Origin of the sequence: Actinophytocola gossypii (genome assembly GCF_025165815.1) — a bacterium.
Classification (GTDB): domain Bacteria; phylum Actinomycetota; class Actinomycetes; order Mycobacteriales; family Pseudonocardiaceae; genus Actinophytocola; species Actinophytocola gossypii.
The window spans coordinates 413,541-439,564 of record NZ_JAFFZE010000015.1; the positions used below are offsets into that span (position 1 = coordinate 413,541).

At 73.5% G+C, this 26,024-nt stretch carries 25 protein-coding genes; 17 read left to right on the forward strand and 8 right to left on the reverse strand.

Annotation, left to right across the window (positions count from 1 at the left end):
• Window positions 1-4: 4 nt before the first annotated feature.
• The 4 genes from JT362_RS20815 (at window position 5) to JT362_RS20830 (ending at window position 3,484) form a co-directional block, all read left to right on the forward strand.
• The gene (locus JT362_RS20815; protein ID WP_260193141.1) at window positions 5-1,138 is read left to right on the forward strand and encodes an MFS transporter; all 1,134 of its coding nucleotides are present in this window, start codon (window positions 5-7) and stop codon (window positions 1,136-1,138) included.
• Between the two features lie 210 nt (window positions 1,139-1,348).
• Window positions 1,349-1,657: a hypothetical protein gene (locus tag JT362_RS20820; RefSeq protein ID WP_260193142.1), complete on the forward strand. Its 309-nt coding sequence runs from the start codon at window positions 1,349-1,351 to the stop codon at window positions 1,655-1,657.
• On the forward strand, window positions 1,654-2,913 hold the full coding sequence (locus JT362_RS20825) for a nucleotide sugar dehydrogenase (protein WP_260193143.1): 1,260 nt from the start codon (window positions 1,654-1,656) through the stop codon (window positions 2,911-2,913). Before JT362_RS20820 ends, JT362_RS20825 begins: the two co-directional genes overlap by 4 nt.
• A 49-nt stretch (window positions 2,914-2,962) precedes the next feature.
• Window positions 2,963-3,484, forward strand: a complete 522-nt coding sequence (locus JT362_RS20830) for an EF-hand domain-containing protein (RefSeq protein WP_260193144.1) — start codon at window positions 2,963-2,965, stop codon at window positions 3,482-3,484.
• Here JT362_RS20830 and JT362_RS20835 read toward each other — a convergent pair.
• The 6 genes from JT362_RS20835 to JT362_RS20860 are packed head-to-tail and all read right to left on the reverse strand — an operon-like array spanning window position 3,451 to window position 8,987.
• Window positions 3,451-3,936 (reverse strand): DUF6917 domain-containing protein, encoded by a 486-nt coding sequence (locus JT362_RS20835; RefSeq protein ID WP_260193145.1) that lies wholly within the window; start codon window positions 3,934-3,936, stop codon window positions 3,451-3,453. The two genes, JT362_RS20830 and JT362_RS20835, sit on opposite strands and share 34 nt — an antisense overlap.
• Window positions 3,933-4,829, reverse strand: a complete 897-nt coding sequence (locus JT362_RS20840; RefSeq protein WP_260193146.1) for a Gfo/Idh/MocA family protein — start codon at window positions 4,827-4,829, stop codon at window positions 3,933-3,935. The genes JT362_RS20835 and JT362_RS20840 overlap by 4 nt, the downstream gene beginning before the upstream one ends.
• The gene (locus JT362_RS20845) at window positions 4,826-5,917 is read right to left on the reverse strand and encodes an Ldh family oxidoreductase (protein WP_260193147.1); all 1,092 of its coding nucleotides are present in this window, start codon (window positions 5,915-5,917) and stop codon (window positions 4,826-4,828) included. Before JT362_RS20845 ends, JT362_RS20840 begins: the two co-directional genes overlap by 4 nt.
• Window positions 5,898-7,175, reverse strand: a complete 1,278-nt coding sequence (locus tag JT362_RS20850) for a M20/M25/M40 family metallo-hydrolase (protein ID WP_260193149.1) — start codon at window positions 7,173-7,175, stop codon at window positions 5,898-5,900. The genes JT362_RS20845 and JT362_RS20850 overlap by 20 nt, the downstream gene beginning before the upstream one ends.
• Complete coding sequence (locus tag JT362_RS20855) at window positions 7,172-8,023, reverse strand: sugar phosphate isomerase/epimerase family protein (RefSeq protein WP_260193150.1); 852 nt, start codon at window positions 8,021-8,023, stop codon at window positions 7,172-7,174. The genes JT362_RS20850 and JT362_RS20855 overlap by 4 nt, the downstream gene beginning before the upstream one ends.
• Window positions 8,013-8,987 (reverse strand): oxidoreductase, encoded by a 975-nt coding sequence (locus JT362_RS20860; protein WP_260193151.1) that lies wholly within the window; start codon window positions 8,985-8,987, stop codon window positions 8,013-8,015. The genes JT362_RS20855 and JT362_RS20860 overlap by 11 nt, the downstream gene beginning before the upstream one ends.
• A 251-nt stretch (window positions 8,988-9,238) precedes the next feature.
• Between JT362_RS20860 and JT362_RS20865 the strand changes: the two genes are divergently transcribed.
• Genes JT362_RS20865 through JT362_RS20905 form a run of 9 tightly spaced genes read left to right on the forward strand, consistent with a single transcriptional unit; the run spans window position 9,239 to window position 20,016 of the window.
• The gene (locus JT362_RS20865; protein WP_260193153.1) at window positions 9,239-10,444 is read left to right on the forward strand and encodes a DegT/DnrJ/EryC1/StrS family aminotransferase; all 1,206 of its coding nucleotides are present in this window, start codon (window positions 9,239-9,241) and stop codon (window positions 10,442-10,444) included.
• Window positions 10,441-11,580, forward strand: a complete 1,140-nt coding sequence (locus JT362_RS20870; protein WP_260193154.1) for a DegT/DnrJ/EryC1/StrS family aminotransferase — start codon at window positions 10,441-10,443, stop codon at window positions 11,578-11,580. The genes JT362_RS20865 and JT362_RS20870 overlap by 4 nt, the downstream gene beginning before the upstream one ends.
• A gap of 5 nt (window positions 11,581-11,585) precedes the next feature.
• A complete protein-coding gene (locus JT362_RS20875) occupies window positions 11,586-12,245 on the forward strand; it encodes a class I SAM-dependent methyltransferase (protein ID WP_260193245.1) in 660 nt (219 codons plus the stop codon).
• Window positions 12,242-13,198: a UbiA family prenyltransferase gene (locus JT362_RS20880; protein WP_260193155.1), complete on the forward strand. Its 957-nt coding sequence runs from the start codon at window positions 12,242-12,244 to the stop codon at window positions 13,196-13,198. Before JT362_RS20875 ends, JT362_RS20880 begins: the two co-directional genes overlap by 4 nt.
• The gene (locus JT362_RS20885; RefSeq protein WP_260193156.1) at window positions 13,195-14,541 is read left to right on the forward strand and encodes a protoporphyrinogen/coproporphyrinogen oxidase; all 1,347 of its coding nucleotides are present in this window, start codon (window positions 13,195-13,197) and stop codon (window positions 14,539-14,541) included. Before JT362_RS20880 ends, JT362_RS20885 begins: the two co-directional genes overlap by 4 nt.
• 11 nt (window positions 14,542-14,552) lie before the next feature.
• Window positions 14,553-16,109 (forward strand): class I adenylate-forming enzyme family protein, encoded by a 1,557-nt coding sequence (locus JT362_RS20890; RefSeq protein WP_260193246.1) that lies wholly within the window; start codon window positions 14,553-14,555, stop codon window positions 16,107-16,109.
• A 12-nt stretch (window positions 16,110-16,121) separates the two neighbouring features.
• Window positions 16,122-16,910 carry a class I SAM-dependent methyltransferase gene (locus JT362_RS20895; protein WP_260193157.1) on the forward strand — a complete coding sequence of 263 codons (789 nt, stop codon included), beginning with the start codon at window positions 16,122-16,124 and terminating at the stop codon, window positions 16,908-16,910.
• Window positions 16,907-18,496 (forward strand): CoA transferase, encoded by a 1,590-nt coding sequence (locus JT362_RS20900; protein ID WP_260193158.1) that lies wholly within the window; start codon window positions 16,907-16,909, stop codon window positions 18,494-18,496. Before JT362_RS20895 ends, JT362_RS20900 begins: the two co-directional genes overlap by 4 nt.
• Complete coding sequence (locus tag JT362_RS20905; RefSeq protein ID WP_260193159.1) at window positions 18,493-20,016, forward strand: class I adenylate-forming enzyme family protein; 1,524 nt, start codon at window positions 18,493-18,495, stop codon at window positions 20,014-20,016. The genes JT362_RS20900 and JT362_RS20905 overlap by 4 nt, the downstream gene beginning before the upstream one ends.
• Here JT362_RS20905 and JT362_RS20910 read toward each other — a convergent pair.
• Window positions 19,985-20,557, reverse strand: a complete 573-nt coding sequence (locus tag JT362_RS20910) for a TetR/AcrR family transcriptional regulator (RefSeq protein ID WP_260193160.1) — start codon at window positions 20,555-20,557, stop codon at window positions 19,985-19,987. The genes JT362_RS20905 and JT362_RS20910 overlap by 32 nt on opposite strands.
• A 36-nt stretch (window positions 20,558-20,593) precedes the next feature.
• On the opposite strand from JT362_RS20910, the gene JT362_RS20915 reads away from it, so the two are divergent.
• A complete protein-coding gene (locus tag JT362_RS20915) occupies window positions 20,594-21,034 on the forward strand; it encodes an SRPBCC family protein (protein WP_260193161.1) in 441 nt (146 codons plus the stop codon).
• 158 nt (window positions 21,035-21,192) lie between these two features.
• Complete coding sequence (locus JT362_RS20920) at window positions 21,193-23,223, forward strand: sulfatase (RefSeq protein ID WP_260193163.1); 2,031 nt, start codon at window positions 21,193-21,195, stop codon at window positions 23,221-23,223.
• On the opposite strand, the gene JT362_RS20925 is transcribed toward JT362_RS20920, so the two are convergent.
• The gene (locus tag JT362_RS20925) at window positions 23,172-24,161 is read right to left on the reverse strand and encodes a serine/threonine protein phosphatase (RefSeq protein WP_260193164.1); all 990 of its coding nucleotides are present in this window, start codon (window positions 24,159-24,161) and stop codon (window positions 23,172-23,174) included. The genes JT362_RS20920 and JT362_RS20925 overlap by 52 nt on opposite strands.
• A gap of 162 nt (window positions 24,162-24,323) precedes the next feature.
• On the opposite strand from JT362_RS20925, the gene JT362_RS20930 reads away from it, so the two are divergent.
• On the forward strand, window positions 24,324-25,319 hold the full coding sequence (locus JT362_RS20930) for a permease (protein WP_260193165.1): 996 nt from the start codon (window positions 24,324-24,326) through the stop codon (window positions 25,317-25,319).
• Window positions 25,316-26,023, forward strand: coding sequence for a TIGR03943 family putative permease subunit (locus JT362_RS20935; protein ID WP_260193166.1), 708 nt, complete (start codon window positions 25,316-25,318; stop codon window positions 26,021-26,023). Before JT362_RS20930 ends, JT362_RS20935 begins: the two co-directional genes overlap by 4 nt.
• Window position 26,024: the final 1 nt, after the last annotated feature.

The window sequence follows — 26,024 nt, forward strand, 5'->3', positions numbered from 1 at the left end:
TGCGGTGTCGTGGACCAAGCCGATCGTCCTGCTGGCCGTCGGTCACTCCTGTGTGGACGTCTACCAGGGCGCGGTGGCCGCGCTGGTGCCGTTCTTCGTCGCCGAGCGCGACTACGGCTACGCCGCCGCGTCCGGCATCGTGCTCGCCGCGTCGCTGCTGTCGTCGGTGGCGCAGCCGGTGTTCGGGGCGCTGACCGACCGGTGGGCGATGCCCTGGCTGCTGCCGGTGAGCACGGTCCTCGGCGGGGTCGGCGTCGCGCTGTCCGGCGTCACGGGCTCCTACGCGCTGACATTGGCCTTCGTCGCGGTGTCCGGGCTCGGGGTGGCCGCCTACCACCCGGAGTCGGCGCGGGTCGCCCGGCTCGTCAGCGGGCCCGGGCACACCGGGATGAGTTGGTTCTCCCTCGGCGGCAACGTCGGGTTCGCGCTCGCGCCCGTGCTGGTGGCCGCGGCCCTGGCGGCCGGCGGGCTCCGGTTCACCCCGCTGCTCGTCCTGCCGGCGATCGTCGGCAGCGTGCTGTGCCTGCCCGTCCTGCGCGCGCTCGGCTCGCGCGCCCCCGCGAGGTCCGGCCGGGCGGACGCGGCCGGGACCGACGACATCGCCTCGTTCCTGCGGCTGTCGGCGGCGGTGGTGTTCCGGTCGATCGTGTTCGTCGGCCTGAGCGCGTTCGTCTCGCTGTACGCCCAGGAACGCACCGGGGGCGGCGTCGCGGCCGGCGGGGCCGCGCTGTTCCTGCTCTACCTCGGCGGGGCGGTCGGCACGGTGCTGGGCGGCCGGTTGGCGAACCGGTGGGACCGGGTCACCGTCGTGCGCCGGTCGTACCTGCTCACCGTCGGCGCGGTCGCCGGAGTCGTGTTCGTGCCCGGCCCGGCCGTGTACGTGTTCGTCGCGCTGACCTCCGCCGGCCTGTACGTGCCGTTCTCCCTGCAGATCACGCTCGGCCAGGACTACCTGCCCACCCGAGTGGGCACCGCGAGCGGCGTCACCCTCGGGCTGACCGTCAGCGTCGGCGGCCTCGCCAGCCCGCTCGTCGGTACGCTGGCCGACCACACGTCCCTGCGGACCGCCCTCGCCCCGCTGATCGCCATGCCCGTACTGAGTTGGCTGGCGATCCGCACCCTGCGCGAACCCGGGTGACCCTCCGCGACCGGACGTCGCACGCCCGGTGAAGAACGGTGCGGAACAATGGTGCGCGCGACGACTCAGGGTGGTCGCGTTCTCGGGACGATCACTCCGGACCGAATCCCAGTCCACCCTTTACGGGCAATTCCTTCTGCCCTCCCTGACATGCCCGGAAACCATTGCTAGCTTCGAACGCGGACGTTCCCGACCAATCGGAGAGGAACCATGCGCAAATTCGTCGTTGCGGGTCTGGCGACATTTCTTGTCGTGGCTGGATCGCCGGCTTCCGCGGACACCGCCGAAGCCCAGGGAGAAGTCACGGTTTTCTCCACGGAATTTCAGGAGCTGAGCGTGTACGAGAACCCGAGTGGTTGCCAGGTGCTTCCGCTTGGCGCACACGTGCTCGTCAACCGGACCGACCAGCCGGTGCGCATCCACGCCGACCCGTTCTGCGCGACCCCGAGCCTGGTGGTGCCCCCCGCGTACGGCTCGCACGTTCCCCCCGACTCCGGATCCTTCTCGGTCGACGCGTGACGACCGGCCGCGACCTGGTCGTGGTCGGTCTCGGTTACGCCGGCATGCCGCTCGTGCGGCAGGCGTGCCGGGCCGGCCTGCGCACCGCCGGCGTCGACGTCGACCCGCACGTCGTCGCCGAGCTGACCGCCCGCCGCTCGCACGTCTCCGGCATCTCCGCCGCCGACGTCGCGGCCATGGCCGACGCCGGGTTCACCGCGGGCACCGACCCGGCCGTCGTCGCCGGCGCGGACACCGTCGTGATCTGCGTGCCCACCGGCCTCGCGCCGGACCGGACCCCGGACCTGGACCCGTTGCGGGCCGCGACCACGAGCGTCGGGCGGCACCTGCGCCCCGGCGCCCTGGTGGTGGTCGAGTCCACCAGCTTCCCCGGCACCACCGACGACGTGGTGCTGCCGATCCTGGAACGGCACAGCGGACTCCGCGCCGGCGAGGACTTCTACCTGGCCTTCGCGCCGGAGCGGATCGACCCGGGCAACACCCGGTACGGCCTGGTCGACACGCCGAAGGTGGTCGGCGGGCACACACCGCTGTGCGCCAAGTACTGCGCCACCTTCTACAGCCGCCTGGTGGACACCGTCGTGGTCGCCAGGGGCACCCGGGAGGCCGAGCTCGCCAAGCTGCTGGAGAACACCTACCGGTTCGTGAACATCGCCCTGGTCAACGAGTTCGCCCGGTACTGCGACGCGGTCGGCATCGACGTCTGGGACGTGCTGCACTGCGCGGGAACCAAGCCGTTCGGGTTCGCCCGGTTCGAGCCCGGCCCGGGCGTCGGCGGCCACTGCATCCCGGTCGACCCGCTGTACCTGACCGGCCGGGCCGTCGAGGAGGGCTTCACGTTCTCCCTCGTCGAGGCCGCGCGCACGGTCAACGACGCGATGCCGGCACACGTCGTGCGCCGGGCCGCCGCACTGCTCGGCGACCGCGGCCCGGCCGGCGCGTCGGTGCTGCTGCTCGGCGTGACCTACAAGGCCGACGTCCCGGACACCCGGGAGTCGCCCGCCGTGCCGATCGCGGCCGGCCTGGCCGAACTCGGCGCGCACGTCGCCTACCACGACCCGCACGTACCGAGCCTACGAGCGGACGGTGTCGAGCTGCGCCGCGAAACCGACCTCCGCGCGGCCGTCGCCCGTGCCGACCTGAGCATTCTCCTGCAGAACCACACCGGTTACGACCCCATTCTGCTGGCCACGGCCCCCCGGCTCCTCCTGGACACCAGGGGCAGGATTTCCGGATGCCGCGTCCAGTATTTGTGAAACAAGGGCAAATTCAACGGAAGGGATCCCCGAAGCCATGACCACGTCGATGGCCAGTGACCGACTCAGGCAGCGTTTCGCCAAATGGGACACCAACGGCAACGGTTCGCTGGAACGTACGGACTTCGAGCAGGAGGCCGAGCGCATCTGCGCCGCGTTCGGCGCCCAGCCCCAGTCCAAACAGGCGAAGAACCTTCGGGCCGCCTTCGGCAATCTCTTCGACTTCCACGCCCGCGAGGCCGGGGTGGGACCGAACGGTTCGGTGAGCGAGGACGACTTCGTCCGCGTCAACGACAAGCTGATGTTCACCGACGGCGAGGCGAGCTTCAACCGCGTGCTCCGCCCGGTGATGCAGGCGCTGGTCGGGCTGTGCGACCGGAACGCCGACGGCATGATCAACCAGCAGGAGTTCAGCGCCTGGCTCGACGGTGTCGGCGTCGGCGAGACGCAGGCCCGCGAGGCCTTCCGGCAGATCGACACCGACAACGACGGCGAGCTGTCCGTCGAGGAACTGCTCGGCGCCGTGCGCGCCTTCCACTACGGCAAGCTGGACGTGCCGCTGCTCGGCTGAGCCGGCCGGCGCCCGGGGCGGTTCCGTCGGGAGCCGCCCCGTGCGCCTTTCCAGGTCGCGGCCCGGAACGTCACCGGCAGCTCCGGGGCCAGCTCCAGGTCCGCGCCCGACACCGGCACCGGGGCCGCGACCAGGATGTTGTAGTGGTTCGGGAAGTGGCACGCGTCGAATCCGTGCACGGTGCCGACCAGCCGGTCGCCGATCCACAGCTCGTCGCCCCGGTCGATCACGCCGGCGTTGTGCAGCTCGGCGAACCCGAGGAACCCGACCCGGTCGATCCGCGTCCCCGGCGCGGTCTCGGCATGGTCGGTGGTGACCAGCTCGTGCACCTCACCCGCCCGCACGCACCGGCTGGCGTGCGGCTCCAGGGTCATCCCACGCTCGTCCCGCCGGTGCAGCAGCACCTTCACCAGCGCGCCGCGCACCACCCGCTTCTCGCCGTTCTCCCTCACGCCGTACCCACCATGCCTTCCGTCCGATAACAGGACTCGACCAGCGCCAGCGCCGCCAACCCGTCCTCCGCCGCGGACCGCCCGGCCTCGACCAGCCCGGCGAACTCCGCCACCACACCCCGGTACTCGTGCCGCAACGACTCCTTGAACCCCGGGTGCCCGGCCAGCAGGTCCGCGTGCCGCCGAGTGCCGTCGGCCAGCTCCACCACCACGTCCTTCACCTCGCCGGGGTACGACCAGTCCAGCTCCACCCGTGCCGTCGCTCCGTCCCCGGCGCGCAGGTCGACCGTCGCCCGCCGGTCGACCCCCGCCTCGCGGACGACCGACACGTCGGTGACCTCGACGTCCCCGAGCACCCGGCGGACCAGGTCGAAGGCGTTCGGCCCGTTGTCGGCGACGCACCCGCCGCCGCACCGCCGAGGATCCAGGTACCAGGCGTCCACCCCGACGTGCTCCTCGATCCGTTCCAGGTACCGCACCGCCACGTGCGTCGGCCGCGTGTCCACAGCGGACAGCAGCGCGCGGAAGTTGTCGTTGTAGCGCCGGTGGAACGCGGTGAACAGCGGCACCCCCGCCGCCCGCGCCCGCCGGTCCAGGTCGGTCGCGTCCGCCATCGTCGTGGCCAACGGCTTCTCCACGCACACCGCCACCCGTTCGGCCAGTGCGTCCGCGCACACCGCGTGGTGCGCGTCGTTCGGCACCGTGACCACCACGGCGTCCAGCCCGGCCTCGGCGAGCATCCGCCGGTGCTCGGTGAACCGCGCCGCCGGCCCGTCGAGCAGCTCCGCCCGGACGTCGCAGACCGCCGCGAGCGTCAGCCCGGGGTGGTCGCGCACGGCGTCCAGGTACAGCCGCCCGATCACGCCGAGCCCGACAACGCCGACCCGGGTCACCGGGAGAACCCCGCCGCCACCAGGTCCCGGTACACGTCCGGCGCGAGCGGCACCCCCGTCTCCCGGTGCCGCTCGGCGCGCTCGGCCTCCAACCAGCCGGGGTATCGCACCGGCCCCGACCCGGGCGTCGTCGGGCAGTCCAGCAGCGTCCCGAACAGCGACCACGCGTCGGCGGCGAACCCGCCATCGGGCCGCACGGTTCCCGGCGCGATCGCGAGCACCAGGTAGCCGATGTCGTCGTCGGTACCGTGCGGGCGGCCGTCGCCGGTCAGCGCGGCGGGGGAGGGGCCGAGCGCGGCGCCGGGCAGCGCCGCGGCGAGCAGCTCGACCGCGACCGCGAGCCCGAACCCCTTGTACGCGCCGGTCTCCGGGCTGCCGCCGAGCCACCGCAGGTGCGCCTCGCCCCGGTCGAACGCCGCCGGATCGGTGACCGGCTCGCCGTCCTCGCCGGCCAGCCAGCCCTCGGGCACCGGCTCGCCCGCGCGGGCCGCGGCCCGCACCCGGCCGGTCGGCACCACCGTCGTGCTCATGTCCAGCACGAACGGCCGGCCCGGCAGCGCGGGCGCGGCGACGCTGAGCGGGTTCGTGCCGAGCATGGCGACCGCGCCGCCGGGGGGCCGCGCGATCCGCTGGTCGCCGCAGTTGCTGGCCACCACGCCGATCATGCCCCGGTCGGCCGCCACCCCCGCGTGGTGCCCGGCGCAGCCGAAGTGCGTGCCGCCACGGACCGAGACCAGGCCGATCCCGTGCGCGTGCGCCCGGTCCGCCGCCACGTGCACCGCCTCGGTGGCCGCCCACAGGCCCAGCGCCTGCCGCGCGTCGAGCAGCACCGCGGGCCCGGTGTCGCGGACCGCGAGCGGCTCGGCGGCCGGGTCGCAGCGGCCGGAGTCGAGCAGCGGCAGGTACAGCCGGCACAGATTGGCCAGCCCGTGTGAGCCGAGCCCGTGCAGGTCGCCGTACAGCAGCGCGTCGGCGGCCGTCGCGGCGCGCTCCGCCGGCACGCCGCGCTCGCGGAACACCTCCGCGGTGAACGAACGCAGCTCCTCGTACGGCACGCGGACGCGGGTGTCATGAAGCGTCAGGGACATGGTCCTCCTCCGGCCGGCACCGCGCCGCGAACTCGGTGAGCACGCGGGTCACGGTGCCGGCGAACGTGTCCAGTTGGGTCAGTTCGGCGAACTCGCCGCCGGCGTGGGCGTTGTTGTCGGCCAGGCACCCGGGGCCGAGTACGACGGTCGCGGCGTCCGGCACGCCGGCCAGCCAGATGGCGTCGCAGGTGAACGCCGGCTCGCCGGCGGGCCACGGGGCGACCCCGGCGTCGTCGAGCAGCGCGGTGGCCCAGGTGTCCCGGCAGTCCAGGGCGGGCAGCCCGCGCTTGGCCCAGCGCAACGACACGACCCGGGCGGCGTCCTCGGCGGTGCGACGCAGCTCCCGCGTGCCGGCGAACCGCCGGCGGAACTCGGCCACCCCGGACCACACGGCCTCGGTGACGCGCCGTTCCAGCCGCCGGCCGGCGTCGCGGGTCGGGTAGGACAGGTTGAACAGCAGCCGCCCCGACCCGTACACCCGGTTGTGCGCGTCCCCGGTGTGCAGCCCGGCGACGCACACCCGGCCGCCCGGCTCGGCGCCGTCCAGCTCGGCGGCCAGGTGCTGGGCCAGGAACCCGAGCAGCACCGTCGCGTTGTGCCCGGCGTCCGGCCGGTCGTCGATGCTGCCCGTCCCGTCGGCCTCGACGCACGCGGTCATCGCGGCCGTCGACCTGGTGGCGTAACGCAGCCCGGTCGGCTCGCAGAACACGTTGAGCCGCCCGGTGAACCCGGCCTCGACGAGTGGCCGCGTGCCGTAGGTGCCCATCGCGCCGCCCTCCTCGCCGGCCACCGCCTGCACCAGCACCCCGACCGAGTCGAGCACCGGCCGGGCGGCCCGCACCCCGGCGAGCAGGGCGACGGCCGGGCCCTTGGCGTCGATGGCGCCCCGCCCGGTGAACCGGGCACCGTCGAACCCGACCGGCTCCTGTCCGGCGACGGTGTCCAGGTGCACGTTGAACATCACCGTGGGCAGGCCGGGCGGCCCGAGGCGCAGCACCAGGCTCGGCTGCGCGGCGAGGAACCCCGGCTCGGCGGCCCGCTCCCGCACGACCAGCGGCACGTCGTCCCGGTCGAGCACCGCCGGATCGGGGGCGGCGTGGAGGACCGTGCGGAACCCGGCCTCGGCCGCCGCGGCCGCGTACAGCCGCTGGGCGCCGGGAAGGTCGTTGTCCGCGCGCTCGGACTCCAGCGGGTTCTCGGTGGGGATCCGGAGCAGGCGCAGCAGCAGCTCGTGGTCCGCCGTGGAGAGTGCGGTCATTCGGTACCGCGGACCAGCTCGGCCAGGCGGCGTCCCGCTGCGACGAACGCCGCCGCGCCGCCCGCGTCCGCCCACCGGCCCTCGTGCGGACGGGTCGCGAGGTGCGGCTCGATCGACAGCGCGCCGGCGTATCCGTTGGCGCGCAAACGCTTCAGACAGTCCACGACCCCGGCCTGGCCGTCGCCCGGCAGCGTGTACGCGGTGTCCTCCCCGCCGCCGACGGCGTCCTTGACGTGCACGTGCGCGACGAACGGCACCAGGTCGGCGAGCAGCCCGGCGGCGTCGTAGCCGTGCGCGATCCCGTTGCCGACGTCGAACAGCAGCCGCAGCGCCGGGCTGCCGACCGCGTCCAGCAGCTCGATCGCCCGCTCGGCGCTGGTGCCCGCCCAGCCGGCGCAGTTCTCGTGCAGCAGGGTGATCCCGGCACGCTCCGCCACCTCGGTGAGCCGGCGCACCCGGTCGAGCACCGTCGCCCGCCAGTCCCGTTCGGGCAGCCCGGCGTTCGGGTAGGACATGATCCGCACGTACGAGGTGTCCAGGTCGGCACACAGCTCGGCGAGGGTGGCCAGCTCGGCCAGGTCGCGGTCGAACGGTTCGGCGACCGACCCGGACCAGGACCCGATCCGCGAGTCCAGGCAGGGCACTCGCAGCCCGGCGCGGGCGACCGCGAGCACCAGCTGGTCGCGTGCCGACCGGTCCAGGTCAGCGAGCGCCCGCCCGTCGACCGTGCGCAGCTCCACGCCCGGCCAGCCGAGCGCGCCGATCGCGCGGAGCTGCCCGGCCAGGTCCGGGGCCGCCTCGTCGCCGATCCCGGCCAGCCCGCCGGGCGGCCAGTACTCAGCCGGCACAGGCGTCCTCGTGGTGGTCCGCCACCCGCCGTGCCTCGGCCAGCAGCCGGACCACGTCGGCGTGCACGGCGAACGAACCGGGTGGCGCCGGTTCCACACCCGCGAAGTACCGGTACGCGGCGAGCAGGAACGCGCCGAGCGCCTCGTCCTCGAACACCTCGCGGCGGGTGGCGCCCACCCGCAGCTGAGCGTGGTGGTCGTCGGCGGACACCGGGTAGTGGCCGACCGCCACCGCGTCGCGCAGGCGCAGCGTGATCTTTCTGCGGCGCACCGGCGAGGTCAGGTCGGACCGGATGGTCGTGCGCACCCCGCCGGCGTGCCGCATGGTCAGCCACGCGCCGGCGAGCGGACCGGTGGCCGCGTCGGTCCAGCCGGCCGCGGTCAGCTCGGCCGGCCCGGCCAGGGTCAGCGCCACGGCCAGCGCGTGCGGAATCTCGACGACGAACGCGTCGGTGTGCGACCGGCTGTGCGCCGAGCGAGTGAATCTCGGCTTCTCCTGGTGCACGGTGATCAGCTCGAGCGGCCCGGCGTCGCCGGAACGCACCAGCGCGTCGAGCCGACGGGTCAGGGTCGCGGCGAGCCAGTGGGTGACGACCACGATGTCCAGCCCGTGCCAGGCACGCAGGTGTTCCACCTCGGCCAGCGACGCGAGGTCCTCGACGAGCGGCTTCTCCACGACCACTCGCCGGAAGCCGAGGCGGGCCAGCCGGTCGAGCACGTGTACGCGGACGTCCGGCGGAGTGCAGACGTGCGCGACGGTGTCGGCGGGCGGAAGGAGCACGGCCGCGTGGTCCAGGGAGTCGACGGTGATGCCGTCACCGAGAGTCAACCCGGGCCGGGGGTCGAACCCAACGATCGGATGAGCGGGAAACAACTCGGGATGCGCGTGGCGCAGCCGGCCGAGCACCGGGACGTGCAAGTCGCCGCCCGATCGGCCCAGCCCGACGACCAACGTGTGCGGCATCGACATCCTTCGTTCGAGGTGGGGAACACCTGTGTGCCGACAGGACATGACCGACCGTAGCACCGGGACGCACCCAACTGGACTGTCCACAGTGGTGCAACTGCGGCCGATCCGTAGCGCTGTGTCGCAACCGCGCGCCGATCGTGTCACGAGGTCCGCGCGACCGGATGATTCCCGTTCCGTCACCTCCCGCCGGGTCGTGTCGCGCGGTTAGTTTGAGACCGAGTCGATCCGCGACGGACGAGGGGCCGATGTCCGTAATATCTCTGCCGCACAGGAAAAACCTCGATATCGACGGTTCGCCGGCGATCCCGTTCTTCACCCAGGCGGCGACGTTCGCCCAGCTGTGGCCGCTGGTCGAGTCCGGCGTGCACCGGGTGGCCGACAACGGGAAGTTCTCGCACGGCGCGCAGGTCGCCGCGCTCGAACGGCTGCTGTCCGACTACACCGGCGCCGCGCACGTCGTCGGCGTGAACAGCGGCACCGACGCGCTGATCCTGCTGCTCCGCGCCTGCGGCCTCGGCCAGGGCGACGGTGTGGTGGTGCCCGCGTTCACGTTCGTGGCCACCGCGACCTCGGTGGTGCACGCCGGCGGCCGGCCCGAGTTCGCCGACATCGACCCGGACACCTACCAGCTGTGCCCCGAGTCGGCGGAACGCGCGATCACGCGCGACACCAGGGCGGTCATGCCGGTGCACCTGTTCGACCGGATGGCCCCGATGGCGTCCTTCGCGGCGCTCGCCGACAGCCACGGGCTCACCCTGGTCGAGGACAGCGCGGAGGCCATCGGCATGTGGCAGGACGGTCGGCACGCCGGCCTGCACGGCACCGGCGGGGTGCTCTCGTTCTTCCCCAGCAAGACCCTCGGCGCGATCGGCGACGCGGGCGCGGTGCTCACCGACGACCCGGACGTCGCCGCCAGGGTCGCCGCGCTGCGCCACCACGGCCGCCCCGGCCCGACCATGGACGACTTCCCGATGATCCGCACCGGCAGCGCGTTGGCCGGGATCAACAGCAAGATGGACGACATCCAGGCCGCGATCCTGGCCGCCAAGCTGACCGTGCTGGAGCCCGACATCACCAGACGCGCCGTGCTCGCCGACGCCTACACCGAGCGCCTGTTCGGGGTGCCGGGCATCCGCCGGCTCCCCGGCCCGGCCGGCACCGGACCGGGTGACCGGAACGTCTGCTACGTCTACGTGATCGAGGTCGACGACCGCGACCGGCTCGCCGCCGCGCTCACCGCCGCCGGCATCGGTACCGAGGTCTACTACCCGGTCCCGCTGCACCTGCAGCCCTGCTTCGCCGGCCTCGGCCACCGCCCCGGCGACTTCCCGCACGCCGAGGCGGCCTGCCGGCACACGATCGCGCTGCCGCTCTACCCCGACCTCGACCCAGCCCGCGTCGACCGGGTGTGCGCCGAGATCACCCGCTTCTACACGGGCGCCGCGTCGTGACGGCGACGCTGCCGTTCTTCCCGCCCGACCTGTTCGAACACGACCGCGCGGCCCTGCTGGACATCGTGCACACCCTCGGCACCGGCACCGAACAGCGGTTCATCCTCGGCCAGCACACCGCCCGGTTCGAGAACGCCCTCCGCGACACCGTGGACGGCGCCGAGGTGGTCGCCTGCGGCAGCGGCACGTCCGCGCTGACCCTGGTCCTCGCCGCGCTCGGCGTCGGACCGGGCGACGAGGTCGTGGTCCCCGCGTTCGGCTGCGCGCCGATCGCCGCGACCGTCGTCAACGCCGGCGCCACCCCGGTGTTCGCCGACGTCCACCCGGACACGATGACGCTCGACCCCGCGCTCGCCGAGGCCGCGATCACCCCGCGCACGAAGGCCGTCCTGCCGGCACACCAGTTCTCGATCATGGCCGACATGCCCGCGTTCGAGGCGCTCGCCGCCCGGCACGGGCTGCGCCTGGTCGAGGACTCGGCGGTCGCCCAGGGCGCGGTCCTCGCCGGCCGGCCAGCCGGGACCTGGGGCGACGCCGGCGTGTTCTCCTTCGTCCAGGTGAAGTCGTTCGGCATGCCGGGCGAGGGCGGCGCCGTCGTCACCCGCGACGCCGACCTCGCCACCACCGTGCGGATGCTGCGCAACCACGGCCAGGACGGCCACCGCCGGTTCGTGCACCACCTGGTCGGCCACAACAGCCGGTTCGACGAGCTACAGGCCGCGTTCCAGCTGCACCGCCTGCCCGGTCTCGCCGCACGTCTCGAACGCCGCGCCCAGATCGCCGCCTACTACGACGCCCGGTTCACGCCCCTGGCCGACCGGGGCGTCCGCCCACCGCCCCCGCTCGCCGACGGCCGCTGCCACTACGTCTACTGCCTGCGTGCCGAACGCCGTGACGCGCTCGCCGAGTACCTGGCCGCGCGGGGCGTCGGCACCCACGTGTACTACCCGGCGCCGCTGCCGGCCCAGCCCGCGTTCGCCCGGTACGCGCCGCCGTACGCCGCCTGGCCGAACGCGGTCGCCGCCAGCGCCACCATCCTCGCCCTGCCCGTCTACCCGCACCTGAGCGACGCCCAGGTGGAGCACATCGCCGACGCCGTGTGCGCGTTCGCCGACCGGAAGGACCCCCATCCGTGAGCACCATGACCGGCGGGCCCGACACCGTCACCGACGAGGACGTCGCCGTGGAGTGGGTGCGGCGGGCCAGCCGCCCCGGCCTGCGCCCGGTGATGCGCGCCTCCCAGCCGGACTCCCTCGACGCCGGCGTGACCGAGCTGACCCGCACCGTGGTCGGTACCCAGCTCGGCCTCGTCGCCGACCGGCTCGGTCACCGCCCCCGGCGCACCCTGGAGATCGGGTGCGGCATCGGCCGGCTCACCCCGACCCTCGCCCAGCACAGCGACCGGGTGCACGCGATCGACATGACCCCGGCGATGCTCGACCGGGCCAGGACGGCCTGCCGCCACCTGTCCACCGTGGACTTCGCACAGGCCAGGCTGGACCGGTTGCCGCCGCCGGGGGAGCGGTTCGACGCCGCGGTGTGCGTGTGGGTGCTCATGCACGTGCTCGACGAGGACCAGCTCGCCGAGAGCTGCCGGCGCGTCGCCGCGTCCACCCGGTACCTCACGCTGGTCGAGTACGACCACGCGCACATCCCGGTCAGCCGCTGGTCCCGGCTCCGCCCGCTCGAGCACTACCTCCGGCTGCTGCCCGGCGCCGAGGTCGTCGACGAGCGGACGGTGGAGTACGGCGGCGACCACTCGTTCGCCGCGCTGATCGCGTTCCCGGAGGCCACGCGATGACCGACCTCGCGGCTCCCGCCACCCGGACGTCCGCCGAGCCGAAGCTGGTCAGCTACGCCCGGCTGGCCAAACTGGACGTGTACGACTACTACCTGAGCCTGCTCGTCGTGCTGTCCGCGGTCCTGCTGCCGCTGGCCGACTTCGACCCGGCGGTGCTCGTGACGCTCGCGGTGTTCGGCGTCGGCTCGGTGTTCATGACCGCCTCGATGGTCGCCTTCGACGACCTCACCGGCTACCGCGACGGCAGCGACACCGCGAACTACACCGCCAACCCGACCCTGCGCCGCGCCAGGCGCAAACCCCTGGTGGCCGGCAACCTGACCGAGCGCGAGGTCGTGCGGTTCGGCTGGGTCACGGGCGTGATCGGCGCCGCGATCCTCGCCGCGGCGGTGCTCACCGCGCCCTTCGCTCCACAGTGGGCAATCTGGGTGACGGTGGCGATGTTCGTGCTCGCCATCCAGTACTCCTACGGCCTCAAGATCAGCTACCACGGGTTCCAGGAGGCCTTCATCGCCGGCCTCGGCTGGGCGATGGTGCTCGCGCCGTACGGGCTGGTCACCGGTCGGTTCGACGGCTTCGTGCTGGTACAGGCCCTGCTGTTCGGGCTGGGCCCGCTGCTGTTCGGCGTCTACTCCAACACCAACGACATCGAGGGCGACCGCGCCGTCGGCCGGCCGACGGTGGCCGCGCTGACCACACCACGCGGCAACCGGCGGTTCGTGGTGGCGCTGTCGGTGGGGGAGTTCCTGCTCGGCGCCGTCGCGTCGCTGACCGGGATCGCGCCGTGGTGGTTCGTGCTGCTGATGCTCCCGGTCACGGTCCTGCGCGTCCGCCAGCTCGGCATCGGGTTCGGCCCGCGCGGCGACATCCTGCTCGCCCGCTCGATCGGCTTCACCGCCCACCGCCTCGGCGCCGTACTCCTGATCGCCGCCAACCTCGTCCACACCTCGTGAGTACGGACCTGGACGTCGCGGTCGTCGGCGCCGGGATCGCCGGGCTCACCGCCGCGCACGAACTCACCAGGGCGGGCCTGGCGGTGCGGGTGTTCGAGGCCCGCGACCGGGTCGGCGGCCGGATGGCCAGCCACCGGCGCGCCGGCTACACCATGGACGAGGGCGCCGAGCAGCTCCCGGCGTACGGCTACCGTGCCACCTGGGAGCTGGTGCGGCGCACCGGACTCACCGACGACGAGGTGCCCCGCATCGGCGCCCCGCTCGCCATGTGGCGGGACGGCGCCGCCCACCCTGGCGTGTCCGACCCGCGCGCCCTGCTGACCGGAGCCGGCCTCTCCCCGGCGGCCCGGCTCGACCTGGCCCGATTCCTGGCCTCGGCCGCCCGGCACCGGCACCGGTTCGACCCGGACCGCCCAGAGCGGACACCGCTGGGCACCGCGACCGTCGCCGAGCTGGCCCGCCGCTACCACCCGGACCTGCACGACTACCTGTTCCAGCCGGTCGTCGGCAGCTTCTTCGGCTGGCACCCCGAACGTTCCGCCGCGGCGCCGTTCGTGAGCCTGCTCCTCGCCGTCGGCCCGCCGTCGACCTGGCGCACCTACCGGGACGGCATGGACACCCTCGCCCGCCGCCTCGCCGACGACCTGGACGTCGCCACCGCCACCGTTGTGTCCGAAGTGGACACCGCGGGCGACATCGCCGTGCTGACCACCGACCGCGGTCCGGTCACCGCCCGGGTCGCGCTGCTGTGCGTGCCGGCACCGGTCGCCGCCCGGCTGCACCGCGACCCCGCCGAGCCGGTGCGCGAGTTCCTCGACGCGTGCACGTTCACCCCCACGCTCAAGGTGTCCTGCCTGCTGAACCGCCCGCTGGCGCCACCGTCCCCGCGTCCGCTCTACACGCTGCTCACCCCACGCACCGAGGAACCCGTGCTGGCCGGGATCATCGTCGACCACGTCAAGCACCCCTGGCGCGCCCCCGCCGGCCGGGGCCTGCTGACCCTGATGACCACGCCCACGGCGATCCCCGCGCTGCTCGACGTGCCCGACCACGAGGCCGCCGCCACCCTGCTCACCCCGGCCGCCCGGCACGTGCCAGGACTGGACACCGCCGTCACCGCCACCGTCGTGCACCGGTTCCGGCATGGCCTGCCCGAGGCCACCCCGGCCGCGCTCCGGCTGCGCGCCGGGTTCGCCGCCCGGCCGCCGGGACCCGTCGACTACGCCGGGGACTGGGAGTACCTGCGGCCGAGCAGCGAGGGCGCGGTCCGTTCGGCCGCCCGCGCCGCGTCCCGCGCGCTCGCGCACCTGCGCGCCACGACCCGAACCAGGGAGCCGGTGTGAGACTCCACGACATGGGCGTGCTGTTCGACGAGTGCGCCGACCGCGACCAGGCGACGACGATCCACCTGGACCGGCCGTTCGACATCGCCCCCGAGTCCGGCGTGGACCACGACCTGCCCGGCCTGGCCCGGCTGGTGTGGACCACCGCCGGCTGGCTGGCCGCGGCCGGCGTCCGGCGCGGCGACCGGGTGGCCATCGTCAAGGACAACCACTGGGACTACGACCTGCTCGCCTGCGCCGCCGTGCGGATCGGCGCGGTGCCCGCGAAGCTGTCCGGCCACCTACCGCCGGAGTCGCTCGCCGTGCTGCTGCGCCGGGTCGGCCCGGCGGTGCTCGTCACCACCGCGGGCGTGCTGACCGCCGGCCGGGACGCCGGCGTCGACCTGACCACGCTCGCCCGCACCACGGTCGACCTGAACGGCACCGACCCCAGCGCACTGAGCGTCCCCGACCTCCTCGGCCACGGCACCCCGCCCCCGGTCCGACCCCGCGACGACGACCCCCTGGTGGTCATGCACACCTCGGGCACCACCGGCCTGCCCAAGCTCGTGGTGCACTCCACGGCCACCATCATCGGCGCGCTCGCCCAGCTGGAGGCACGCCGGATCCCGGTCATCGGCGTGCGCGGCACCGACACCCTGGCCAACGCCAGCGCCTACTCCCACGGCCGCACGTTCTGCTGGACCGCGAGCGCCCTGGCCCTGGCCCCCAGCCGGATCGTCGTCCTGACCCGGGACGACCCCGACCTCGCCGACCCCGTGCTGCGCAACCACCCGCCGACCGTCGTCGAGGCGCTGCCCGCGACCTACGTGCGGCTCCGCCCGCTGACCACCCGCCTGGACAACGCGTTCCGCGCGGTCCGGCTGTTCATGAGCACCTACGACGCCATCCACCCGCCGGTCGTCCGCGCCTACCTCGACGCATCCGCCCGCCGGCGTCCACTGTGGATGCAGGGCTGGGGCCAGAGCGAGACCGGGCCGATCACGTTCCGGTTCCTCGACAGGCGCGTCACCGCCCCACGCGACCTCGGCCGACCGATCCCGCTACGCACCCGGCTGCGTGTGGTCGACCCCGCCACCCTGACCCCGGTCGGTCGTGGCGAACCGGGTCTGGTCCAGGTCCGCACCCCCGCTCGCTGCCTCGGCTACCTCGGCGAGGACGAGCGCTTCGCCGCCAAGTCCGACGGCGGCTGGTGGAACACCGGCGACCTTGCCGTGCGCGGCCGGACCGGGCGGGTGCGGCTGCTCGACCGCGAGGTCGACCTGGCCCCCGGCATGAGCTGCCTCGCCGCCGAGGACACCATCGAGGACCGGCTCGACGCGGTCGTCGAGTGCGTGCTGCTCGGCGTGTCCGGGCGCCCGCCGGTGCCGGTGGTCGTCACCGCCGACGGCACCCTCGACCAGCGCGCCTGGACCAGGGCCGTCGCGGACCTCCCCCCGCTGGCCGACCCGGTGGTGCGCACCTGGGACCAACTGCCGCGCACCGGAACCGGCAAGGTCCGCCGCCACGACCTGCTCACCGCGCTCGCCGCCGACGCCACCCCCGCCGGCTCCGGCCGCTGGACCTGACCGGGAGAACCGTTGACCTCGCTCGCCGGGCACCGCTACGTCTTCGACAACGACAGCACGCACAGCGACGAGCAGCACCGCTGCCTCGCCGCCGCCTACGACCCGCCCACCACCGCCGCGCTCGCCGCCACCGGCGTCGGCCCCGGCTGGCGCTGCCTGGAGGTCGGCGCGGGCGGCGGCAGCGTCGCGCACTGGCTCGCCGACCGGGTCGCGCCGACCGGCGCCGTGCTGGCCACCGACCTCAACCCCCGGCACGTCCGCGCCGCCCCCGGCCTGACCGTCGCCCGCCACGACGTCACGCGCGACCCCCTGCCCGAGGCCGAGTTCGACCTGATCCACGCCCGGCTCGTGCTCCTGCACCTGCCCGACCGCCTCGCCGTCCTGGACCGGCTCGTCCGCGCGCTGAAACCGGGCGGTTGGCTGCAACTCGACGAGTTCGACATCTCCTACGGCCCCGCCCTCGCCGGCCCGGACCTCCCGCTGTACGAACGTTTCCTGACCGCCAAGGCCGAGCTGATGGAAGCCGCCGGCGCACTCGGCACCTGGGGCCGGTCGGCCGGCGCCGCCATGACCGCGGCCGGGCTCGAGGCGGTCGAGGCAAGCCCGCACGTGTGGACCTGGGACCGGAACTCCCCGGGCCTGCACCTGCTGGTGCACCACACCCACCACCTGCGCGACAAGTTCCTCGCGTTCGGGTTCACCGACGACGACCTGACCCGCGTGCGCGCCGTCATGGCGGATCCGGCGTTCCGCGCCTGCTCCTGCGTCTTCTACACCGTGCGGGGCCGGCGTCCGGCATGACCACCGCACTGCGCACCGTCCATCCGGCCGCCGCTCTCGCCCGCGAGCACCTGCGCGGGCTCGGATCCGGCATCGACCTGACCGTCGACTGGGCCGGCCCGGTCGAGTCGCCCCTGGTCGACGAGTACCTGGTGCAGGCGGCCTGCGGGATCATGCACGTACACGGCCGGGCGCGCGGAGAGCCCGTGCCGCTCGCCGTCGACTACGCCACCGCGGTGGCCGGCGTGCTCGCCGCACAGGGCGTGCTCGCCGCGGTGTTCGGCGGAGCGCGGGCGGTCCGCACGTCGGTGGCCCAGGCCGCCCTGCTGTCCGTCGGCCAGTACGTCGTGTCGGAGCAGCCTCCCGAGATCGACGGCGACCCCCCGCCGTTCGTGTCCGCCGACGGCGTCCGGTTCGAGCTGGAAACCCTCCGAGCCGAGGACTGGCAACGGTTCTGGCGCCACGTGGGCGCCCCCGAGCCGGCGTTGCGCCGCGGCTGGGACCCGTTCGTCCGGCGGTTCGCCACCGCGGTCTGCCCCCTGCCCGCCGCCCTGCACGACACGCTCTCCCGGCAACCGTTCGCGGCCGCCGTCGCCGCGGGTCGGGCCGGCGGTGTCAGCGTCGTACCGATGGCGAACGTACCCGCGGGTCCACTGTGGGCACTGCGACCCCTGCCCGGCTCGTCCGCCCGCTGCGTGTCCCCGGACGTATCGGCGCCGCTGCGTGGACTACGGGTCGTCGAGGCCACCCGACGCGTGCAGGGACCACTCGCCGGCCACGTGCTTCGGATGCTCGGCGCGGACGTGCTGCGGATCGAACCACCAGGCGGCGACCCGGCCCGGGGGACCGCACGCTTCGCCGCCCTGAACGCGGGCAAGGCAGTCGTGGAACTCGACCTCGCCACCACCGGCGGCCGAGCGGCGGCCCGCGAGCTGGTCGCGAACGCCGACGTGTTCGTGCACAACTGGGCACCCGGCCGCGCGGAGTCGTGGCGCCTGGACGCCACCGACCTCGCCGCCGTGCGCCCCGGCCTGGTGTACGCGGCCGCCTCCGGCTGGGGCTCGGCGATGGGGGAGGACCCGCCACTGGGTACCGACTACGTGGTTCAGGCGCACAGCGGACTGGCCGCCGCCGTACGGCCACCGGGCGAGCCACCGGCACCGTCCCTGATGACCATCACCGACGTACTGGGCGGCCTGGTCTGCGCGCTCGGCGTGCTCACCGGCCTCACCCGCCGAACCGGCACCAGAGTGGACAGCTCGCTCCTGTCCGCCACCGGCGCGATCTCCGGACGGCGAAGGGACTTCCGTCGTCCACTCAGGACCGCCGACGGGTACGTGGCGATTCCTCGCGCCGCCACCGGACCGGCACTCGGCGGCACCACGGCGAGTTGCCGCGAGTCCACGGAAGCAGTCGTCGGCCACTGTGTGGCGTTCTACCACATCGGCGAACACTCGCCATCCGCCGCCGAGTCGACCGACGACGTCCTGGCCCGCCTCGCCGAAGCCGGTGTGCCGGCCGTCGCCGTGACCACCGATCTCGGCATCCTCGCCACCGATCCGCGCTTCGCCGCCGCCCACCACCGGCCCCCGTGGGAGTTCTCGTGACCCGTCCCTGGACCTCCACCGCCGGCGTCGAGATCCCCGACCTCGTCCCCGCCCGGCTGCGTCGCGAGTGGGCCGCCGCCGGCCGGTACCCCGACAAGGACCTGTACCGCCTGTTCACCGAGCACGCCGACACCCACCCCGACCGCGCCGCCGTCATCGACGAGACCGGCACGGTCACCTACGCCGAACTCGACCGCCTCGTCATCGCCGCCGCCGAGACCATGGCGGGCGCGAACCTCGGCCCCCGCGACATCATCGGCATCCGCGTCCGCAACGGCCGGCTCGGCGCCGTCGCCGAACTCGCCGCCGCCGCGCTCGGTGCCGTCTCCATGCCCTTCCCGCCGGGTCACGGCTCCCGCGACGCCCGCAGCCTCCTGCGCCGCTCCCGCGCCACCGCCCTCGTCGGCGACCCCGGCGCCCACCCGCGAACCATCACCCTCACCCCCCACCACCCCTCCGGCGCCCGCCCCCGTCCGACGATCGACCCCGACTCCCCGGCCAGGATCCTGGTCTCCTCCGGCTCCGAGACCGAGCCGAAGATGGTCGCCTACTCGCACAACGCCTTCGCCGGCGGCCGCGCCGCCTACGTCCGCGCCCTGCACCACGACGACACGCCGATGCGCAACCTCGTGCTGGTACCCCTGTCGTCGTCGTTCGGCTCGTGCGGTGTGCCCGTGACCGTCGCGGCGCTCGGCGCGACGCTGATCACCCAACCCCGCTTCGACCCCGCCGACGCCCTCCGCCTGATCCACGAACACCGGCCGACCCACGTCTTCGGCGTGCCGACCATGCTCGACCGCCTGGCCGCCCGGACCACCGCCCGCCCACCCGGCCTGCGTGCCCTGGTCGCCAGCGGCGCCGCCCTGCCGCCCGCCACCCGCCGCCGCTGCGCCGCCGCCTTCGGTGTCCCGGTGATCTCCGTCTACGGCTCCACCGACGGCGTCAACTGCCACGACGCCACCACCGCCCGCCCCGACCCGGCCGTGGCGACGATCGTCGTCACCGACGCCGACGGCACCCCGCTCCCACCCGGCACTCCTGGGGAGATCCGCGCCCTCGGCCCGATGACCCCCCTGTCCTACGTGGCGGACCCCGCCCTGAACACCCGGCACCGCACCCCCGACGGCTGGGTCCGCACCGGCGACCAGGGCATCCTCGACGAGCGAGGCGTCCTGCACGTCACCGGTCGCCTGCGCCCGACCGTCATCCGCGGCGGCCGGACCATCAGCCCCGCCGAGGTCGAGCTTGTCCTTGCGGACCACCCGGCCGTCCAGGAGGCCACCTGCGTGGCCGTCCCCGACCTCGAACTGGGGGAGCGGCTGTGTGCCTGCGTGGTGCCCCGTCCCGGCCGGCCGCACCCGACGCTGACCGATCTGACCACCTACCTCCGCCTCCGTCACGACCTGGAGCCGGCCAAACTCCCCGAACGCCTCCTGGTCCTGGACGCCCTCCCGCTCGGCCCGACCGGAAAGGTCTGCCGCACCACCCTCACCGAGCTGGCGACCGAGGCGCCGGTGTGAGGACGAGGTCGATCCAGGCGTCCATCGCGGCGTCGGCGGCCTCGCGGTCGCCGGTCAGGAGCAGGTCGTGCAGCAGCCCGCGCGCGACGGCGAGCCCCAACCTGGCGTGCGTCGCCGCCGTGTCGCGATCCTGCCCGGCCCGGGTCAGCAGGTCGGTCAGTGGCTCCAGCCACGGCTCGACCAGGCTCGTGCGCAGCGGCGTCGCGTGCGGCTGGCCCTGCATCGCGTGCGCGGACAGTTCGAAGAACAACGGCCCGTAACGCAGCGCCGGTCCCACCACCAGCGACCAGAACCGCCGGGCCGCCGTCCGCGGATCGGCGTCCTCGGTGGCGGTGAGGGCGGCGAAGGTGTCCCGCTGGTGGCCCTCCACGACCCGGACGACCTCGGCGAGCAGGCCCTCCCGCGTGCCGAAGTGGTAGATGAGCATGCGGTGGCTGGTGCCCACGGCCGCCGCCAGCCCGCGCAGGCTGTGGTCGCTCACCCCGTGCCGGGCGAAGTACCCGATGACCTCTCCCAGCAGACGTTCCCGCGCACTCGACATGTACCATATGGTACAACTCAGGCCGAGGAGGAAACGATGACCGGTGTGACCGTCGTGGTCGATGTCGACGCCCCACCCGCGACGCTCTGGACGATCCTGACGCAGCCGTCCACCTGGCCGGCGTGGACCGAGTCGATGGACACGGTCGACCTGCTCGACGGCGACCTGCGGCTCGGCGCGCGGGCGCGGATCGTCCAGCCCGGCCTGCGACCGATGGTGTGGACGGTGACGGCCTTCGAGCCGGGTCGCGCGTTCACCTGGACGGCGGAGGCCGCCGGCGTGCGCACGGCCGGCACCCACGAGGTCGAGGCACTCGACGGGGGAGCCCGCTCCCGCCTCACGCTCGGGCTGACGCAGCGCGGTGCGCTCGCGCCCCTGATCCGGCTCCTGCTCGGCCGCCGGTCCCGGCGCTACGTCGGGCTGGAGGCCGCCGGACTGAAGGCCGCGGCCGAGGACCGCGCCAGAACGTCCGTGTGATCCCGTTCCACACCCACCCAGCTGAGTGCTTCTGTTTGCTGCCACCGGTTTTGTTCGCTTTTCGAGTGACACAGATGGCCGATTGACGGAGAAGAACTGGGACCATAGCGTCGTTTCGCGGGTGACGAAGTCGGCTATGGACACCGGAGGTCGTCGGCATGACGTCAGGTAGTTTGGGTCGGCGTACCGTCCTCCGCGGCGGACTCGCGACCGTCGGGCTCGGAACCATGGCCGGCACCGCGACGGCCGAGCCGAGGCCAAGGACCAACGTCATCGTCATCCTCATCGACGACCTCGCCCGCCGGGAACTCGGCTGTTACGGCAACACGTTCAACGAGACCCCGAACATGGACCGCCTCGCCGCTGACGGCATCCGGTTCGACACCGGCTACGCCGCCGCCCCGGTCTGCTCCCCGACCAGGGCGAGCATCATGACCGGCCAGTACCCGGCGCGCGTGGGCATCACCGAGTACCTCGAGTCCACCGGCGACGACTTCCTGCCCACCAGCCATCGGGTCCTGCCCGAGACGCTCCGCGACGCCGGCTACCGCACCGGCCTGATCGGCAAGTGGCACCTCAGCGAGACCTACACCGGACCGCCGCGCGAACGTCCGGGAAACCCGTGGTCGCACGGTTTCACCGAGGTCATCGCGTCGGAGCAGAAGTACATCGCCAACGGCGACTACTTCCACCCGTACTTCATGCTCCCGGGCCTGCCCGCCCGGATGGAGAACGAGTACCTCACCGACCGGCTCAACCTGGAGGCCACGGACTTCATCACCCGCGCCCACCGGGACCGGACACCGTTCTTCCTCTACCTGTCGCACTACGCCACCCACACCGCGCTCGCCGCGCCGCAACCACTGATCGACAAGTACGTGGCCAAGCCCGGCGCCGGGCAACCGGGCCGGAACCCCGTCCTCGCCGCCATGCTGGAGGTCATCGACAACGGCGTCCGCGCGGTCCGGGACACCCTGCGCCGGCTCGACATCGCCGACGACACCGTCATCCTGTTGCTGTCCGACAACGGCGGCGACAACGCGGTCGCGACCAGCGATCCCCTGCGCGGCAGCAAGGCGACCCTGTACGAGGGCGGCGTCCGGGTACCGATGATCGCCTACCACCCGAGGGGACGCGGCGGCCGGACCGTCCAGACCCCGTTCAGCACCGTCGACTTCCTGCCCACCCTGCTCGACACCGTCGGCGTCCGCCGACCGCCGGGGCAGCACCTCGACGGCGTCAGCTTCGCCGGCCTGCTCGCCGGCGGCGCGGCACCACGACGGCGCTCGCTGTTCTGGGTGTACCCGCACTGGCACAACCCCGGCCGCCCCAGCGCGTCCGTCCGCAGCGGCCGGTACAAACTCCTGCGCTACCTGCACGACGGCCGGTCCGAACTGTACGACCTGCATACGGACCCCGGCGAGTCAACGGATCTGACCGACCGCCTGCCCGGCACCACCCGCCGGCTCCGGGCCGCGCTCGACGCACACCTGCGCGACGTCGACGTCCTGCCGCCACACCCGACGCTCCAGAACTTCCCGAAACCGGTACTGGAGCACGAGTTCGACGACGATCTTGCCGACTTCACCGTGCTGGCACCGAATCCGGAAGGCGATGCCGGTACCGTGCGGGCCGCAGGCGGCGCGCTCACCGTGACCGCCGCCGGAGCGCCGGCCTTCGCGCTGCTGCGCTCGAACCGGCCCGTCGAGGACTCACCGGTGGCGATCGTCGTCACCCAACGCTCCTACGCCGGAGCCCCGAACCAGGACACGTTGTTCACCGGCCTGATCGAGGACGAGCGGAACTACTTGATGGTCTGGTACAACCACCGCCGTCAGCGCACCGGCTGGGACGTCGTGACCGACGGCAGGTTGACGGGCCGCCGCATCAGCCAACTCGACGGCAAGATCAGCTATCCCGGCCCGAACGCCCGGCTCGCGTGCGTCCTGCACCGCGACGAGCTGACGGCCTACGCGGTCGCCGCCGGCGGCCGGTGGCAGTACCTGTTCACCATCGACGTCGGCCAGTGGGCACGCCTCGACGACCCGGCCGTCCGCGCGAGGTACCGCTACGGCTTCGGCGTCCGCGTCGACGCCGGCACCCTCACCGTGGACCGTTTCGCTGTCCGCCGCGGCCGTCAGTCCACATCGTACTCGGCGAACACGTCTCCGCCGAACAGTTTCCAGTAGAACGCGTTCATCCGCGCCGCGGCCGGCGCGTGCCTGGCGATGATCGCGGCGACGGTGGGCGGCACACTGTTCGGAACACCCTCAGCCGCGCACCGGCGTACGTACTCGTTACGGACAGCCGGCTCGGTCGCCACCCCGCACGCCGTGGTCACCAGCCAGTTGACCAAGCGCATGGCGGCATAGCCCGCGTCATGGCCGACGTGCCGCTGAGCGAAGTCTCGCTCAGCGTCCGACAGGTCGAATCGCGGCGACGTGGCCAGTCCGAAGTCGGTGAGGTAGATCCGCTCTCCGTCGGTGCGCATGTTGCCGAAGTGCCCGTCCATGTGCAGCAGGCTCCGGCGACGCAGGAACGCCACGATCTCCGTCAACTGCCGCTCGACCGTGCTGGCCCTCCCCACCGGGTCTTCGTGCAGCCAACCATCCAGCGGATACGGAATGTACTCCCAGAACAGCACGAGGCTGGCGGTCGCGCCGGCCAACGCCTCGAGACGGTCGCGCACGGCGGGATGGCCGCCGAGCGCGCCCACCGTCGCGTCGAGGTCGGCGAACTCCTCCGCGATCGGCGGACGTCCGGGCAACACCCGCCAGTGGTGCAGCAGCGGGAACGACACCGTCTCACCCGTCAGCACGCCGCGGGAGGCGATCACGTTCGCCGCCAGCTCCCGCCACGCGGTGAACCCCGGGCTGCCGATCCCGTACTGGCAGAACAGCGGTAGGCCGAACAGGTTCGCCGTGCCGCGCGGGCGGGACAACTCCCGATCGGTCAACGGAACCCGCTTGACGAACACCGTCGCACCGTCGGCGTCGGCGACCACGGAGCCGCCGCCCACCCCCACGCCGACCATTCGTCCGGCATCCACCAGGGAGGCGAGCTCGCCGTCACCCAGTGAGTCGAGAAGGGCCGAGACCCGCTCGTGTCGGGCACGCCTCGCGGTCACCGCCGAAGCGTATTCGCGTCCTCTGCGGCCGTGGCCGGTTCCAGTGGGTTGGCTGACCGTTGACCCGTCCCGCATCTAGGCTTGCGGCATGGACATCCCGCTCGGCAGGCGTTCGTCGGGGAACGGGCGTGGCCTGCCCGTCGAGGGAAGCGCCTCCGCGCCGTGACCAGTGACGTCCTGCCGCGTCGGCGGATCACGTCGCTCGAAGTGCTGTGCGTACTGCTGGTGCTCGCGCTGGTCGGGCAGAACTGGTTGACCGGCGTGCTGGACGTCCCGGCCGTCCGCACCGGCGCCACGGTGTTCGTCGCGGTGTGTGTGCAGGCGTTGCCGTTCCTGGTGCTCGGGGTGCTCGTCAGCGGTGCCATCGCGGCCTTCGTGTCGGCGGACGCCCTGCGGCGGCTGCTGCCCCGCCGCCCGGCACTCGCGGTGCCGGTGGCCGGGATCGCGGGTGTCGCGTTGCCCAACTGCGAATGTGCGGCCGTTCCGGTGGCCCGGCGGCTCATTCAGCAGGAGGTGCCGCCCGCGGTGGCGGTGACCTTTCTCCTGGCCGCACCCGCGGTGAACCCGATCGTGCTGGTCGCCACGGTGGTGGCGTTCCCCGGCGAACCGGCCATGGTGCTCGCCCGGTTCGCCGGCTCGCTGGCCACCGCGCTGGTGATGGGGTCCCTGTGGGCCCGCTGGGGGCGGATGGAGTGGTTCGCCGAGCGGGCGTTGCGCCGCCTACCCCCACCGGGTGACACCCGGTCGCGGTGGGTGACCTTCGCCGAGACGGCACGGCAGGACCTCGTCGACGCGGGCGGGTTCCTGGTCATCGGCGGGCTCACCGCGGCGGTGCTCAACGTCGTGGTGCCGCGTTCCTGGATCGACACCCTCGGCGACCAGATCCTGCTCGGCATCCTGGTCATGGCCGTGCTCGCGGTGCTGCTGTCGCTGTGCAGCGAGGCCGACGCGTTCGTCGCCGCCTCGCTGTCGGCGCTGCCGCTGCTGCCCCGGCTGGTCTTCCTGGTGGTCGGGCCGGCGATCGACCTCAAGCTGTTCACCCTGCAGGCCGGCACCCTCGGTCGCCGCTTCGCCGTGCGGTTCGCGCCGCTGACGTTCGTGGTGGCGGTCCTGTGCGCGATCATCGCTGGCGGCCTCGTGCTCGGGGGACCGCGATGAGGCGCGAGACGCAGAACATCCTGCTGGTCCTGCTCGGCGGCGCGTTGCTGAAGATCTCGTTCACCGGCACCTACCTGCGCTACGTCAAGCCGGCACACCTCTGGCTCCTGGTCCTGGCCGGGGTCGTGATGATCGCGCTGGCCGCCGTCTCGATCGGACGGGAGCTGGCCGGCCGCCGGACGAGCACCGGCGACGACCACCACCACCCGGGACGCAGCGCGTGGCTGCTGGTGCTGCCGGTGCTCGCGGTGTTCCTCGTCGCGCCGCCCGCGCTCGGCTCGGACAGCGTCGAGCGCGCCGGTGACAGCCCACCGCGCGGCTCGCAGCGGGAATCCGTGTCGTATCCACCGCTGCCGGCCGGCGACGTGCTGCCACTGAGCATGTCCGAGTTCGTCGAGCGCGCCGCCTGGGACGCGACGGGCTCGCTCGACGGCCGGACCGTCCGGCTCAAGGGCTTCGTCGTGCACGAGGGCGACACGGCGTACCTGGCCCGGCTCAGGATCTTCTGCTGCGCCGCGGACGCCTTCCCGGTCAAGGTCGAGCTCGTCGGCGACGCGGCGTCCCGCTTCGCCGACGACAGCTGGGTCGAGGTGGTCGCCGAACTCGTGCCCGGCTCGTCCACCGAGGCCAACCACCGCGTCCCGTCCGTCACGGTCGAGTCGATCTCACCGATTCCCGAGCCGGCCGACCCCTACGACCACTAGC